We start from the raw sequence: 16,370 nt of genomic DNA on the forward strand, positions 1-16,370 counted from the left end.
ATAAAAAAGCCACTGCGATGACAGTGGCTCAATTTAAGGTGGTGAAGCGGTTACAGGACGGCTTCTATCCGTTTTTGGATCCCGTCTGCATCCAGGCCCATTTCGGTGTGCATCTGGTCTTGTGTACCATGTTTGATGAACTCATCAGGAATGCCCAGATGCAAAATGGGTTTGAGGATCTGCGCAGCGGCCAGATACTCGCTGACCGCACTGCCTGCACCGCCTGCAATGGCATTGTCTTCCAGTGTCACCAGCAGGTCATGCTCAGCTGCCAGCTTAGTGACCATGTCGCCATCAAGTGGCTTCACAAAGCGCATATCAACTAAAGTTGCATCCAGCGCCTCTGCGACTGGTTTTGCGTTGTGTAACAAGGTGCCAAAGTTAAGAATGGCGACCTTTTTACCTGAGCGCAGCTGGTTGGCTTTACCCACTTCCAGTTCTGTCATCTGTGCTTCGATTTCAGCCTCACCTGCGGACCCTCGCGGATAGCGCACAGCGGCAGGTTGTTGCAGGCGATGGCCGGTATAGAGCATCTGACGGCATTCGTTCAGGTCGCTGGGAGCCATAATGACTATGTTGGGAATACAACGCATAAAGCTCAGGTCGTAGGCTCCCTGGTGTGTTTCGCCATCTGCGCCAACAATCCCAGCGCGGTCAATGGCAAACAACACAGGCAGGTTTTGCAGTGCCACATCGTGGATCAGCTGATCGTAACCACGCTGTAAAAAGCTGGAGTAGATGGCCACGACCGGGTTAAGGCCTTCACAGGCAAACCCTGCCCCTAAGGTGACGGCATGTTGCTCTGCAATGGCCACATCAAAGTACTGGTCTGGGTGCTCTTTAGAGAAACGCACCATGCCTGAACCTTCGCGCATGGCTGGCGTGATGGCCATCAGCTTATTGTCTTGCTCTGCCATGTCACACAGCCAGTCACCAAATACTTTAGAAAATGTTGGTGCGGCAGGTTTTGATTTGGGCAGGCTATGCACGCTAGGATCGAACTTTGGCACGCCATGATAGCCAATTGGATCGGCTTCAGCTGGTTGGTAACCTTTACCTTTTTGGGTTTTTACGTGCAGCAACTGCGGACCTTTAAGGTTGCGCATGTTTCTGAGTGTGTCCACCAACATATTGACGTCGTGGCCGTCTATTGGGCCAATGTAGTTAAAGCCGAGTTCTTCAAAGAAGGTGCCCGGAATGACCATGCCCTTGAGATGCTCTTCAACTTTGCTGGCCAGTTCTTTCACCGGTGGTACACCGGAAAGTAGCTTTTTACCGCCTTCGCGGATATTGGTATAAAAGCTACCCGATAAGATCCGTGCAAAGTGGTTGTTCAATGCGCCGACATTCTCAGAAATAGACATTTCGTTGTCGTTAAGGATCACTAGCATGTCTGATTTCACATCACCGGCATGATTCATGGCTTCAAAAGCCATACCTGCGGTCATTGCACCGTCACCAATCACAGCGACGACTTTACGCCCCTGTTGTTCTTTTTCAGCGGCAATAGCCATGGCCAGCGCGGCAGAGATAGAGGTGCTGGAGTGACCAACACTGAATGTATCGTACTCGCTTTCTTCACGAAACGGGAAAGGATGCAGGCCATCTTTTTGTCGTATGGTATGCATTTGATCGCGGCGACCCGTGAGAATTTTATGTGGATAAGCCTGGTGGCCTACATCCCATACCAGGCGGTCAGCGGGTGTATTGTAAACGTAATGCAGCGCCACTGTCAGTTCAACCGTGCCTAGACCGGAGGCAAGGTGACCACTACTTTGCGAGACCGAGTTGAGCAGATAGTCACGTAGCTCATCGCTGAACTCGGTCAGTTTATGTTGCGGCAAAGTGCGCAGCTGCTCAGGCTGCTCAATCAATGCCAAAAGGGGATACTTGCTGTTATCAAGACTCATATTGATTACGTTATCCTGGGCAGAGTTCGCTGACTTGGTTGTCATTGTTATCCGCCATTAAATTTATAAATTCTGTGCTGGGTGCTCGGCGCTTTGTTCGGCGTGCAGTGTGCAATGCACCACAGTATAACTTAACTAGTTATTAATTTAGCGACTTATCAGTTGATTGCTAGTCGGTTTATGGTCATTAATGGTCTCTGGCAATAATATAGTCTGCCAGCAAAGCCAAGGTTTGTGTGTCTGCATCAATGTTGTGCAGCGCCTGCTTTGCCTCTTCTACGAGTGCTTGTGCTTTTTGTTTGGCACCCGATAATCCTAATAGAGCAGGATACGTAGACTTATTGTGTTCCAGATCAGACCCCTGAGGTTTGCCCAGCACTTCAGTGTTACCTTCTATATCAAGAATGTCATCCTGAACCTGAAATGCCAGACCAATATTCTGACCATAGTCACGTAGTCGGGCAAGGGTATGTGGCGACACATCTGGGGCACACAGCGCGCCCAGTTCAATAGCACAAGTTAGCAGCGCGCCCGTTTTTAAGCGATGGATCCGCTCCAGTTCTGCCAAGCTGACAGACTTGTCCGTTGCTGCCAAATCCAGCGCCTGACCACCGACCATGCCTTGCAACCCGGATGCCTTTGCGAGGGTTTTGATCATCGCAATCTGATTTGCCGCCGGAACAGAGAATGTGTGCGCTGATAACAGCTCAAAAGCCAGGGTTTGCAAAGCATCACCTGCTAGGATTGCTTGTGCTTCATCAAATGCAATATGGCAAGTCGGTTTACCACGGCGCAGGTCATCATCGTCCATAGCCGGGAGGTCATCGTGAACCAATGAATAACTGTGAATACATTCGACGGCAGCTGCGGCGATATCGAGATCGCGAGGTGTGGCGCCAAAGATTTGCCCGGTTGTGTAGACCAGAAATGGGCGCAACCGTTTACCACCATTACTAATGCTGTAGCGCGCTGCAGCAATGGCGGTGTCGTCACTGTCCAATTCTTGAGCGAAATACGCGGCTACAGTTTCTTCGACTTGCGCTCTGGCATGAGCAAGTTGTGCTTGTAAATCCAATGTTTATTCCAGCTCGTCCGTAAATTCACTTAGCGGGCTTTGCTCGTCATTGCCGAGCAAAATCGCCACTTTCTGTTCTGCCTGTTGCAGCTTTTGCGAGGAAGCGTTGGCCAGCTTTATCCCGCGTTCAAATTGTTTGAGCGACTGTTCCAGGGTGAGTTCGCCCCGTTCCATGCCCTGTACAATGCTTTCAAGCTCGTCAACAGCTTCTTCAAAGCTCATGTTTTCCGGTTTTTTTGTCGCCATGTGCAGTATTCACTTTGAGCTAAATTAAAAAACGCCTAATTTTATGAGTATTACAGATTGAGGTCAAAGATCTCTCAGAATTTTTGCGTTATACAGTCAGGATGACTTGCCATTGGTTTATGGATTCGCAATTTCAAGGCAATTTAATATAATTGAGTTAAGTTATTGCAAAACTGGCCGATAACTCTGTCGATAATAATAACTGCGTGATAGATAACGGGTAATTTCCTTTGGAGGGTGTGTGGATTTAGCAACCGTGATTGGTATCTTAGGGGCCATAGGCTTGATTGTGATGTCCATGGTACTTAGTAGTGATGGCCAGATTGCCATGTTTTACAACACTCCATCAGTGGTTATTGTATTTGGTGGCTCGATTTTTATCGTGCTGTCGAACTTTACCATGAGCCAGTTTTTTGGCATCGGTAAAGTGGCCGGTAAGGCCTTTATGTTTAAGCTGGAGACCCCGGAAGAGCTGATTGAGAAAGCGGTTGAGCTGGCGGATTCTGCGCGTAAAGGCGGCTTTCTGGCATTAGAAGAGGCCGAAATTCCCAATTCCTTTATGCGTAAAGGTGTTGACATGCTGGTGGATGGTCACGATGCGGATGTGGTCAGGGCAACCCTGCAAAAAGACATTGCGCTCACTTCGACGCGTCATGAAATGGGTGCTGGATTGTTTAAATCTTTGGCGGACATTGCCCCTGCAATGGGGATGATTGGTACCTTAATCGGCCTGGTAGCCATGCTATCGAACATGGATGACCCGAAAGCGATTGGACCCGCGATGGCCGTTGCACTATTGACGACATTGTATGGTGCGTTCTTGGCTAACGTGGTGGCTATTCCAATTCAGGTAAAACTGGAGCTGCGTAAAGACGAGGAAGAACGAAATCAACGCTTAATCCTGGATGCTATTTTGGGGATCCAGGACGGCCAGAACCCGAAAGTGATAGAAGGTATCTTGAAAAACTACCTACCTGAGTCCAAACGGGGTGCTGAGGCCGAGGAGTAATTATGTCTGACGAGAACGAATGCAAATGTCCCCCCCCAGGCTTACCTGCCTGGATGGGGACTTTTGCCGATCTGATGTCTCTGCTGATGTGTTTCTTCGTACTGCTACTGGCGTTTTCAGAAATGGATGTACTCAAATTTAAGCAGATCGCGGGCTCCATGAAATTTGCATTTGGCGTGCAAAACAAGATTGAGGTAAAGGACATTCCAAAAGGGACCAGTGTGATTGCCATGGAGTTCACGCCGGGCAAGCCTGAACCCACTCCTATCGAAACGATACAGCAACAGACAGTTGAAATGACGCAGCAGATGTTGGAGTTTCAGGCTGGTGATGAAAGCTCTGCGGGTGGACGACAAGAGCAGCGTGGTAACAAGCGCGGAGGTGAGTCTTCCAGTACCGCACAAGAGCAGTCGATGACACAGGCAATTGCGGCTGCGGAGCAGGAGCAGGTCAATGAGCTGGTGAAAAAAATCGCCCAGCAGCTGGAAAAGCAAATCATGGATGGTGCAATTGAACTGGAATCATTGGGACAGCAAATCATTATACGGATCCAGGAGAATGGCTCTTTTCCTTCTGGCAGCGCATTCTTACAACCTAAGTTTAAACCTGTGATTCAGGATATTGCCCAACTGCTCAAAGATGTGCCTGGCGAAATAACGGTGTCCGGGCATACGGATGACTTCCAGTTTTCGAATGAGCTATATAGTAATAACTGGGATCTGTCTGCGACTCGGGCGGTTGCGGTTGCGACAGAAATGCAGACCGTCACTGGATTCGACAAAAACCGTATGGTCGTCGTCGGGCATGCAGATACTCGGCCGCTGGTGCCCAATGAAACTGATGAAGACCGTCGTCGCAACCGGCGTGTCGAAATCTCTATCATGCAAGGTAAGGCTAAGGAATCTGACCCAATTAATGTACGTGGAAACAACTAGAAGTATTGCGTGGTACCGATTCTTGGGCTAGGCTATTCAGCGGAATTTAATCTGATAATGTTAATGGAGAAAACAATGCTTAATAAATATGCTTATATGCCGGGTTCAAATGGTGGCGGTGACGATGGAAGCGAAGATCCGAAATAAGTTCTAACGGTTTCTGATAGCCATGTTGGCGAATATCGATATCAACGGTGACACGATAAGAGCACTTCTGAATACTATTTTTGATAGTCAGATGGTCCTTGTTTCAGTTGCCGTTGTTTTGTTTTATTTCCTGAAAGACAGGCAAGCATTACGGTACTCGCTATTGTGTTTTGCGTTTTTCGTTAACGGCTATTTGACTCACGATTTGGTCCTGGAGCTTGATAGCAACAAAGTCTACCGTTACATTTACTGGGCCGCGGCCGACATTCTTTTTATTGCCATTGTTGCTTATTGGGCCCTGAAAGACAAAATGTATATGTGGCAGAGCATCATCTGCCAACTGGTTGTTATTCCTGCGCCTTTACTACAGCTGTTCAGGCTGGTTGACCGGCATCTTATGGAACTTAGTTATTCAGGTTACCTGTATAAAACTATCCTGCCTTTAGTGAACTACGCGACCGTTTTCTTGTGTTTTGTTCCGCTGATATATCTGTTGGACAGAAATGCAAAAGCGAATTCATCGACCCGCCCACAGCAAGATGCCGGGTAATGCGTGCCCAACCAGGCACGGCATTAGAGGGTCTTACTACTTTACATCAATCTGAGTAATCTTTAGTTCAGCGTCCCCTGTAACAATATTCAGCTCACCGGCGACTTTGACGGATGTTTTGTTGCCAGTGTTGTCTGGTAAAGCCACACTGGTTGCGCCAAATGTACATGACTCCAGTTTATCCGTGGTGGTAAGTGCAACACTCAGGCATTGAGTCACTGCGTTTTCTCCGTTGCCTTGGGTTTCACAGAAACTGGGATTGAGTGTATCTATTTGACTTTGAGCAACCTGCGACAAAGAGTAAGACAATGCAAATCCGTCTTGATCACAACTCAGTATGACTGGATTTTGGTTACTTTGTGTCGTTCCCAAAGTAAAGCGGTTTTCATCCCGGTTGCGATACCAAATAGTGATCTCGCTGTCTGGGGTTGTGACTGGGGTTTGTGTCGGCGCACCCTGGCTGCGCCAGTCATCCAGTGACGTGAAAGACGGTAAAGCCCCTGTAAAGGTCATCGCGGGGCTGTAATAGTACAGTTCCCCCGGTTTTACCGAGCCATTGTCATTCCCTTGCCAGGTCTGAGCACTACTGGAACCAAAGATATTTGCGGCCAGCAGACACAAGGTGTCATCTGAGCTAAGTTCGTGAGATGCAGAAAGAGAAAACTTGTCGGCTAATAGGGTGAGTTGGGATTTGGATTGTAACCTGGCTCCTTCAATTTGCCAAAACACCGAGGTGCTTTCAAACTTGTTCAGCGACCGTTGCGCGTTGAAATCACTGCCGCAGCTTTGTGTGAGGTTGCTGGTATCCTGGGTATTGTTATCTGTGGAAGAGTCCGGGTTAGCCTTTAATGGCTCACTATTCTCTCCGCCACAGGCGATAAGTAAAGTGGCTGGCAGAATGAGGGGGATCAGATGCTTCATACGGTCCTTCTTAACTACGGCTGATAATGTCTTTATACGGGCATTATATCGCCAGCCGCAGTTAAATCGAGGCAAAAAGTGTGGTGATTTGTTAAAGTGGAGGGATAACCCCGAGCATTTGCAAACATTGTGCTGAGATGATCAATACGCCGCAAAGTCCCGCGCACACCAGACCCAAGTTTCCACCAACAACCTGGTAGCCGTCCATTTGCTGGGTTTTGCGCTGCTGCCAAACCATAGTAACCGGCAGGAAAATGGCCAGCACCACTAACGCAATGGCCGCATAACCCAGTGCCATAATAAATCCTTGCGGATAAAACAGTGCAAAACCAAGTGGCGGTAAGAAGGTGATGAGTGCCGTGATCACCCGCTCGGACACCGTATTACGCTTTTTAAAGGCATCAGCAAAAAAGTCAAACAGACCCAGGCTTACTCCTAAAAATGAGGTCGCCAGAGCCAGGTCTGCAAACAGTGTCACAAAGGTGCTTACCTGTGGGCTATGCGCGATACTGGAGATACTGGCTACAAACCCAGGCAGCCCTTCGCTATCTAGTAAAGCACTTTGTGCCATCACACCCTGACTGAGCAATTGCCAGCCTATATAGATCACTAAAGGCAGTGAAGCGCCCACTATCATCACTTTTCTCAGTGTGCGGATATCAAGGCCAACATACTTAACGATAGAGGGAATGGAGCCATGAAAGCCAAATGACGTGAAGATGACTGGTAACGCAGAGATGATAAGCCCTTGTTCGACGGGCATATCTAGCAAATGTTGACCGCGTACATAGGGCGTAAGAACAAAAAACAAACTGGCCAGCACCAGGATTTTGATCGTGAATAAGACGCGATTGAGCTTATCTACGGTGCTGGTACCCAAAGTAACAATTGTTGCGACTATGATGGCCAGCAGTACTGAGCCTGCCTGAGGTGCAATATCCATACTGGTTAATGCAGTCAGCTTCTCCTGAAGCTGAGCACCGCCGCCTGCAATGTAGGCAGCACACAGTGCATAAAACAAAAATACCATGGAGAAGTTTGCCACATACTGGCCTTTTTTACCCAAAATGCGTTTAGCGAGTGTGTTGAGTGTGGCTTCTTTGTTGGCGTATTGATGCAGTTCCAGCATCAGTAAGGCGGTGTAGGTCATCAAGGCCCAGGTTGCCAGTATTAAGAGTAACGCGGTGGTGAATCCTAGTCCCGCAGAAGCGATCGGCAGCGCCAGCATGCCTGCTCCGATGGTGGTGCCGGCAACGATTAACATGCTGCCGATAGTTTTGTTCTTTTGCACACATAGCCCCTAACTTTGTGAGAGAAGCAGGCACAATATAACGGTTCAATAAAAAATGAAATAGTTTTGCTACAAATCAAGGTACAGGCTTGTAATTTGTGCATTACAGCGCCGTTTAAGGTGATTGAAATTGCATAAAAAAAGCCGGCGAATGCCGGCTTAGATTGAATGAGGTTTAACGCATTCGGTTATTCGTCATCTTCTACCAGAGTCATCAGTGAAGTATTACCGCCCGATGCGGTGGTATCAATACTGATTGTTTTCTCAGTAACCAGACGGCTGATCAGTGTGTCGTAGTATTCAGCACTGATCACTGGCAGGATAGCGCCTTTACGTGCAGCTAGCTGCTGACTGAAGTAGCCCAGGCGTGATGAACGTGCAGCAACCACTGCGCCTGACAGGTGTGGGTGTGCCAGAATAGCTTGCAACTGGTTTGGCTTAGCGACCTGGAATACACCTTCGGCAACCCCGGTGGCGATAAACTTGTCACGGAATGCCTGTGCTTCCTCGTAGAATAGCTCAGATGCTACCGTGATCACGGTATTACCTGCTGCCAATGCAGTGATGACCGACAGCGCCCAGAAGTTAAACGAAGTACTCTTATCGGCATAACACACAACACAGCCACGTGGTTCGAGGTGTAAGGTGTTAGATTCACCCGTTGGCCCAGGTAACACAATGTGTGAACGCATGCGCTTTTCCAGGCGGTTAAGCTGGGCACGGGCATCCGCCAGTGTCAGGGCTAAATCGTCCGCCAGGTCATCGATGATCTCAACCGTTGCCACTTTAGCAAGTAGCTGACGTACCGCAGACACACGGTCATTAAGCGGGGTTGCACGCCAGATTTTTTCATCGCGAAGCGAGTTTTGCATTAGGGCTTCAACTTGCTCAACCGCACCCGGGAAGTGGTGTGTTTCTAGTTCATCAGGTGTCAGGTTAGTCATCTGAACGTTGTCCGGAGACGCTTTCTCTTTCACCAGGCGCAACAAGTAGTTTGGACCACCAGCTTTAGGGCCTGTGCCTGATAAACCACGACCACCGAATGGCTGCACACCTACGATGGCACCGATCATATTACGGTTGACGTAGACGTTACCCGCGCGAGACATTTTCGCCAGATATTCACAACGCGCTTCGATACGAGAGTGGACACCCATAGTCAGGCCGTATCCCGTGCCATTGATTTGGTCAATGACGTTGTCCAGGTCTTCGCCTTTGAAGCGGATGATGTGAACAACCGGGCCAAACACTTCGCGTTTCAATACTGACAAGTCAGAGATCTCATACAAGCGCGGCGCAAAGAAGTAAGCACCATTTTCGCTGTTGTCCGGGATCTTAGCTTCAAACAACAACTTGCCGTTGCCTTTCATAAACTCAACGTGTTTAGTCAGGGCATTTAGTGCTTTTTCGTCGATCACCGGGCCTACATCTGTGGACAGCAGCGCCGGGTCGCCAACATGCAGCTCTTGTAGTGCACCTTGCAGCATCTTGATAATGCCATCAGCGACGTCTTCTTGCAGGAACAATACCCGCAGGGCTGAACAGCGCTGACCGGCACTTTGGAAACCAGAAGAAATAACGTCATCCACAACTTGCTCAGGCAACGCCGTTGAGTCGACAACCATACAGTTTTGACCACCAGTCTCTGCGATCAGGGGGACCTGGATGTCATTACGCTCGGCCAGGATTTGTGAAATCAATGTACCGGTTTCAGTTGAACCGGTGAACATCACAGCCTGAATACGCTCATCTGGAACAATGTGTTTACCTACTTCGCTACCGCGAGCAATAACTGGTTGAACAACATGCTCAGGCAGACCAACGGTACGCATCAGCTCGATACAGCGAACAGCAATCATACTTGTTTGCTCGGCAGGCTTAGCAATAACAGTATTACCCGTCACGATGGCTGCGGCAACCTGACCCAGGAAGATCGCCAGTGGGAAGTTCCATGGGCTGATACACAAAATCACACCACGGGCTTCAAAACGCTCGTCTTTAGATAGCTCTTCGGCACGTGCTGCATAGTAACGACAGAAGTCTACAGCTTCGCGTACTTCATCAATACCATCTTGTGTGATCTTACCGGCTTCTTTAATACAGATTGCGACCAGCTCGTCATGGTGACGCTCAAGAATATCACCCACACGGCGCAGCAGGTCGGCTCGCTCTTTCACAGGCGTTTGCGACCACTCTGCAAAGGCGTTTTCTGCATTGCTCAGGATACCTTGCATGTATGTTTCATCATGCACAGGCACATGGCCGACAATCTCTGTGTGATTAGCTGGGTTGCGTACTGCCATGCGACCCTCTGGCACATCGCTTTCTTCAATGCGATGTTCGTTGAACCAGTTGTCCAGGTTCTCTTTGAACGGGGTTAGTACATTAATGTCAGTCAGGTCCATTCCTTTTGAGTTCGGACGCTCATCGCCGTACAACTCGATAGGCAGGCTGATCTGCTTGTTATATTTGTTGCGCAGGCCTTGCAAGGTTTCAACCGGATCAGGCAGCAAAGATTCTACCGGCTTGGTGGTATCGACAATGGCATTAACGAACGAAGAGTTGGCACCGTTTTCGAGTAGACGACGTACCAGGTAAGCAAGTAAGTCTTCGTGATGGCCAACTGGCGCGTATACACGACACTGGATCCCTTCGCTTTCTACGATTTGGTCAAACAGGGATTCACCCATACCGTGCAGACGCTGGAATTCGAACCCTGTGTTGTCGCCTTTGGCTACTTCAAGAATAGTAGCTGCGGTATAGGCATTGTGTGTCGCAAACTGCGGAAACAGCACATCACGGGCTTCCAGTAGTTTGATTGCACAGGCTTTGTAAGAGACATCAGTGGTCGCTTTACGAGTAAATACCGGGAAGTGATCTAAACCGTCTTGCTGTGTGGTTTTGATTTCGGTATCCCAGTAAGCGCCTTTTACCAGGCGGACCATCAGTTTACGACCTACGCGACGAGCCAGATCAGCAACCCATTCCACTACAAAAATAGCGCGTTTTTGATACGCTTGTACCGCCAAACCAAAGCCATTCCAGCCATCCAGCTCCGGTGTAGAGAATACGGCTTCAATCACATCTAAAGAAATATCCAGGCGATCCGCTTCTTCAGCATCCACGGTAAAGCCAATATCATACTGCTTTGCTGCTACTGCCAGCTCTTTCAGTTTAGGGACTAACTCTTCCATCACGCGGTCGCTGTGAGAAAACTCATAACGCGGGTGGATAGCAGAAAGCTTAACTGAAATGCCCGGGCTCTTAACTGGACCACGACCGGCAGCTGCTTTACCGATGGCGTGGATTGCATTCATGTAGCTTTGGTAGTAACGCTCGGCATCTGCCATGGTACGGGCACCTTCGCCCAGCATATCGTAAGAGTATACGTAGCCTTTTTGTTCTTTTTCTGCGGCGCGGGTAATCGCATCCTGAATGGTTTCACCCATGACGAACTGTTTACCCATGATCTTCATAGCGAAGTTAACAGACTTACGGATCACAGGCTCGCCTAAGCGACCAATGGTGCGCTTCAGGACACCAAATTGTTCTTCTTGTTGTTTGTCACTGTAGTTGACCATTTTACCGGTGACCAGCAAACCCCAGCTCGACGCGTTTACAAACAGAGAATCGCTGCTACCTAAGTGAGAACTCCAGTCACCTTTAGCGAGTTTATCGCGGATCAGCTGGTCCTGAGTTTCTTTATCTGGCACACGCAATAAGGCCTCTGCCAGACACATCAATACCACGCCTTCTTCTGATGACAGAGAGAACTCGTTAAGCAGAGCATCTACCCCATTTTGACCATCCTGATCGCGACGGATGTTCACGACTATCTGGCGGGCTCTTTCCCAGGCACGGCTACGCGCCGTTACGCCAACTTCTGCCAGAGGCAAAATATGGTCGATAACTTCGTTCTCATCGATGCGGTAAAAATCGCGGATCTTCTGTCTGATAGGACAAGTGGTTGTCAAATCGCCGTTATAAAGCATAACTCAGCCTCATAAAATAAGAGTCAAAAATGATTGTAAATTGAACAGCTTAAAGCAGTGATAGCAAGTTGTATGTAAGTGCTCGCTATGTGGGTGGCCTTTTAATATGAGCAGGCCTTTGCATAAAGCGTCAATTACGACAATATGATGCGGTCATAGTGCTAACCTTAACACACCTTTAGAGGTGTTCAACTTTTAGCCAGTCTCGCGTTCTAATAAATGGTTTGCCACGAATAAGTCTCTGGTGTGGCGGTTACGTCAAATTTCGGGGACATTCTATCGAAAAGGCAGCAGAATATGCTGTCTTATTTTTTTTGATTACGGTAAATTTGCGGGTAATTGCCAAGCTGTGCAGAATTTTATGCTGAATGACCACTTCAATTAAAACCCGGGTGCTCGACAGGATTGATTTAGCTATCCTGGATATCCTGCAAAAGAATGCCCGTATTTCCAATGTAAACCTGGCCAAAGCGGTTAATTTGAGCCCCAGCCCGTGTCTGGATAGGGTGAAAAAGCTCGAAGCGGAGGGCTATATTGAAGGCTATGTTGCCAGATTAAATGCCGCTAAGCTGGGTCAGCACCTGGTGGCCCATGTCGAGATCACCCTGAAAAGCTCGACCGAATCAGTGTTTGAAACGTTTAAGGAACATGTACTGGAACTCCCCAACGTGGTCGCCTGTGACATGGTGGCGGGTGGGTTCGACTACCTTCTAAAGATACGGGTACAGGATATGCGCCAGTACCGAGAGGTATTGGGGCAGATCGTCGAGATCCCCGGTGTTGGCACCAATCACACTTATATGGTGATTGAACATGTTAAAGAAGACATGGGCGTTGAGGTGTTGAACTTTCAGTGATAGGCGTTGAGTTGGGCAATATCATTGGGGTTTCATATTTTGTAACAAGCTTTTGACCGCAAGTTAGCTGTAATTAGGAACAGAGTTGTTATTATAAATGAGATAAAATAACAAAACTAACTTGTGAGGCTTATGAAACTCAAGCACCTAGTTGCCGCCATTGCGGCTGTGGCAGCACCGCTGGCCGCTGCATACCAAACAGAGGACACGCGTTTACTGCGCTTTCCTGATATTCATCAGAACAAGGTTACCTTCGTATATGGTGGCGATATCTACATTGCCGACACTAAATCGGGTAACAGCACTCGCCTGACTGACCATGTTGGCTTTGAGACGTTTCCCAAATTCTCTCCCGATGGCAAACGCATCGCCTTTGCTGCCGAATACAATGGTAGCCGACAAATTTATGTGATTGACGTGGATGGCTCTAACCTGAAGCAGCTGACGTATTACAATGATGTGGGCCCAATGCCACCGCGCGGCGGTTTTGACTATCGTGTTTTTGACTGGACGCCGGACGGCAAACATATCGTATTCCGTGCCAATCGTACTCCTTGGGGGAAACGCATGGGTCGCCCTTATATGATCCCCGCAGATGGTGGCCTGGAGCAGCCTCTTGCAATCCCTGAAAGTGGTGGGGGTATGCTGTCACCCGATGGCAAAAAGTTTGTATATACACCGATAGATCGTGAATTCAGAACCTGGAAACGCAGCCGGGGCGGTCGTGCACAGGATGTCTGGGTGTATGATTTAGAAAACAACACCTCTGAGCAGCTTACAGAGCATAGAGCAACCGATCAGCAGCCAACCTGGGTGAATGACAGTATTTACTTTGTTTCTGATCGCGATTATACGCTGAACTTATACAAGCACCGGAAAGGGAAAGCGCCAGTTAAAATGACTAACCACAGTGACTATGATGTGCTGTGGCCCTCAGCTGGACCTGATGCCATCGTGTATGAAAATGGCGGTTACCTGTATCGTTTTGATGAGGCAACCAAAGCCACTGAAAAGCTGACTATTAATGTGCCAGGGGTGCGTAAGTACGCCATGCCTTATACCAAAAATGTCAGCAAATTCATTGATTCAATGGATGTGTCTCATGACGGTAAGCGTGCCTTATTTACTGCACGTGGTGAAGTTTTTTCAGTGCCAGTAGAGCAGGGCACGACTCGTAACTTGAGTATGACGGACAAGGGTCGTGAAATTTCAGCCAGTTGGTCACCGAATGGCCGTTATATCGCTTACATGAGTGATGTATCGGGCGAATATGAGATCTATCTAAAAGATCGCGCCAACAATAACGAAGTCACACAACTCACCAGCAACGGCACTATCTGGCGATTTGACCCTATCTGGTCTGCTGATAGTTCAAAGCTATTGTTTGCTGACAAGAACCACACTATGTGGTGGCTGGACGCTAAATCGGGTGAGCTGCATAAAATTGATACCGGTAAATTTGATGACGATGGTATCACACAATATACCTGGTCTCCCAACAGCGAAGATCTGATCTTTGTGAAGAACAATGCCAACCGGTATGCATCGCTGTGGCATTACAACACGCAGAGTAAAAAGCTCAGTCGTCTTACAGATGACATGACTAATGAGCAGAACCCTGCATTCTCACCAGATGGCCAATACCTGTATTTCACGTCAGAGCGCGATTTCAATCTGACTTTCAGCTCGTATGAATTTGCTTATTTGTATAACAACGCAACCCGTTTGTATGCCGTTGCGGTGAATGACCAGGTTACTTCACTAAGTGCGTTCAGCAGCGATGAAGCGGCAATCGTAAGTGAAGAGAAAGGCAAAAAGGCCGACGACAGCAAAGCAGATAACCAGCTACAGGTTGAGGGCTTTATGTCACGGGTTGTCGCATTACCAGCGAAAGCGGGTAGTTATGGTGACCTGAGTGGTGTGAAGGGCGGTGTACTGACATTGTCTGAAGGCTCACTAAAGCTGATCCCCACCAAACAGGATGGCAAAGTACAAACAGTTGCTAAGGGCGTACAGGCCTACAAGCTGGCTGCTGGTGGTGAACATCTGATTGTCAGGGCTGGCGGAAAATATAGTGTGATTAAGCCCGAAGCCAAGCAAGATCTGAAAGCGACACAACTTGACCTGAGTAACATGGTGCTCAAGATCGATCCGAAAGTTGAATGGCAACAAATGTATGTCGAAGGCTGGCGGACGCTCAGAGACTGGTTTTACGATGAAAATCACCATGGTCAGGATTGGGATGCCATTTTGAAGCGCTATCAGCCTTTGGCCGATGCGGTGGCACATCGCAACGATCTGGATTATGTTCTGAGTGAAATTGCTGGTGAAATCAATGCGGGTCACATTTATGTTCAGTCTGGTGACGAGCCGAAAGCCAAGCGCAAAAAGCACGGTTTATTAGGGGCTCAGATCAGTGCCCACAATTCAGGTTTTGTGCGCATTGAAAAAATCTATCAGGGTGAGAACTGGCATGAAGAGTTCCGCTCGCCGCTAGATGAGCCGGGTGTGAACGCCAGTGTGGGCGATTACATTGTATCGGTGAATGGTCGAGCGGTTAACTCCGTGAGTAATTTCTATGAGCTGCTTGAAAATACTCAGGGGACTCAGGTTGAACTGCGTCTTAATAACACACCAAGCCTGGATGGAGCCTGGCAGGTAACAGTGAAGCCAAGTGCCAGTGAAGGCGGCCTGCGTTACCTTGAGTGGGTTCATTCTCGCATGGCATATGTCGATAAACTGTCAGGCGGCCGTATCGGTTACGTTCATCTACCAAATACTTTGTTTGAAGGTAACCGTGCGATGTTTAAGCACTTTATGCCGCAGACAACCAAAGATGCACTGATCATTGACGATCGTTACAATGGCGGTGGCTTTATACCTGAGCATATGATTACCTGGCTGGCTCGCAAACCATTGAACTATTGGAAACGCCGTGGTGTTGAGCCAACTAAAACACCGCAATTTGCCCATGATGGACCGAAAGCCATGTTGATCAATGGCTATTCAAGTTCGGGCGGGGACGCGTTACCTTACTACTTCCGTCAGGCGGGATTAGGTAAACTCATTGGTACTCGTACCTGGGGTGGTCTGATCGGTATTTCGGGTAATCCTCGTTTGGTTGACGGTGGTCAGGTAATTGCTGCGACTTTCCGTATTCTGGACAATGAGGGTAATTGGATCATCGAAGATGTGGGTGTGAGCCCGGATATCGAAGTCATTGATCGCCCAGAGCTGATCCACGCCGGTAAAGATCCGTCAGTAGAGCGCGCTGTTGAGGAGCTGCTAAAAGAAATGAAAGCAAATCCGAAGACGCCACTTACTGTGCCGCCAGCACCAACTGAATTTGGCCGGTAACGGCCGCATTAGCTGAGTCTGGACAGTTGTCCAGACCGTTAAAAATGAATCTAAAGGGGTGCAGAGCACCCCTTTTTATA

The 16,370-nt window shown here is 48.6% G+C and carries 11 protein-coding genes; 5 read left to right on the forward strand and 6 right to left on the reverse strand.

Annotated elements, in window-relative coordinates; all coding sequences use genetic code 11:
* Positions 1-50: 50 nt before the first annotated feature.
* The 3 genes from dxs to xseB form a co-directional block, all read right to left on the reverse strand.
* Positions 51-1,910, reverse strand: coding sequence for a 1-deoxy-D-xylulose-5-phosphate synthase (gene dxs, locus CWC22_RS03975; RefSeq protein ID WP_138539669.1), 1,860 nt, complete (start codon positions 1,908-1,910; stop codon positions 51-53).
* A gap of 187 nt (positions 1,911-2,097) precedes the next feature.
* Complete coding sequence (gene ispA / locus CWC22_RS03980; RefSeq protein ID WP_138539663.1) at positions 2,098-2,985, reverse strand: (2E,6E)-farnesyl diphosphate synthase; 888 nt, start codon at positions 2,983-2,985, stop codon at positions 2,098-2,100.
* 3 nt (positions 2,986-2,988) lie between these two features.
* On the reverse strand, positions 2,989-3,231 hold the full coding sequence (gene xseB, locus CWC22_RS03985) for an exodeoxyribonuclease VII small subunit (RefSeq protein WP_125557933.1): 243 nt from the start codon (positions 3,229-3,231) through the stop codon (positions 2,989-2,991).
* Between the two features lie 241 nt (positions 3,232-3,472).
* Here xseB and pomA point away from each other — a divergent pair, with 241 nt between their 5' ends.
* From pomA to CWC22_RS04000, 3 genes are all read left to right on the forward strand, one after another.
* Positions 3,473-4,240 (forward strand): flagellar motor protein PomA, encoded by a 768-nt coding sequence (gene pomA / locus CWC22_RS03990; RefSeq protein WP_049865534.1) that lies wholly within the window; start codon positions 3,473-3,475, stop codon positions 4,238-4,240.
* Positions 4,241-4,242: 2 nt separating this feature from the next.
* On the forward strand, positions 4,243-5,175 hold the full coding sequence (locus CWC22_RS03995; protein ID WP_125557931.1) for a flagellar motor protein MotB: 933 nt from the start codon (positions 4,243-4,245) through the stop codon (positions 5,173-5,175).
* Positions 5,176-5,344: 169 nt separating this feature from the next.
* Positions 5,345-5,872 (forward strand): hypothetical protein, encoded by a 528-nt coding sequence (locus CWC22_RS04000; RefSeq protein WP_323744707.1) that lies wholly within the window; start codon positions 5,345-5,347, stop codon positions 5,870-5,872.
* A 36-nt stretch (positions 5,873-5,908) separates the two neighbouring features.
* On the opposite strand, the gene CWC22_RS04005 is transcribed toward CWC22_RS04000, so the two are convergent.
* The 3 genes from CWC22_RS04005 to putA form a co-directional block, all read right to left on the reverse strand.
* Positions 5,909-6,793, reverse strand: a complete 885-nt coding sequence (locus CWC22_RS04005) for a hypothetical protein (RefSeq protein ID WP_138539662.1) — start codon at positions 6,791-6,793, stop codon at positions 5,909-5,911.
* Positions 6,794-6,884: 91 nt separating this feature from the next.
* Positions 6,885-8,084 (reverse strand): aromatic amino acid transport family protein, encoded by a 1,200-nt coding sequence (locus CWC22_RS04010; RefSeq protein ID WP_138539661.1) that lies wholly within the window; start codon positions 8,082-8,084, stop codon positions 6,885-6,887.
* 188 nt (positions 8,085-8,272) lie between these two features.
* Positions 8,273-12,076, reverse strand: coding sequence for a bifunctional proline dehydrogenase/L-glutamate gamma-semialdehyde dehydrogenase PutA (gene putA, locus CWC22_RS04015; RefSeq protein WP_138539660.1), 3,804 nt, complete (start codon positions 12,074-12,076; stop codon positions 8,273-8,275).
* Between the two features lie 368 nt (positions 12,077-12,444).
* On the opposite strand from putA, the gene CWC22_RS04020 reads away from it, so the two are divergent.
* A complete protein-coding gene (locus tag CWC22_RS04020) occupies positions 12,445-12,933 on the forward strand; it encodes a winged helix-turn-helix transcriptional regulator (protein ID WP_010382851.1) in 489 nt (162 codons plus the stop codon).
* A 132-nt stretch (positions 12,934-13,065) separates the two neighbouring features.
* On the forward strand, positions 13,066-16,290 hold the full coding sequence (locus CWC22_RS04025; protein WP_171045150.1) for a S41 family peptidase: 3,225 nt from the start codon (positions 13,066-13,068) through the stop codon (positions 16,288-16,290).
* Positions 16,291-16,370: the final 80 nt, after the last annotated feature.

Source organism: Pseudoalteromonas rubra, assembly GCF_005886805.2.
Lineage (GTDB): Bacteria > Pseudomonadota > Gammaproteobacteria > Enterobacterales > Alteromonadaceae > Pseudoalteromonas > Pseudoalteromonas rubra_D.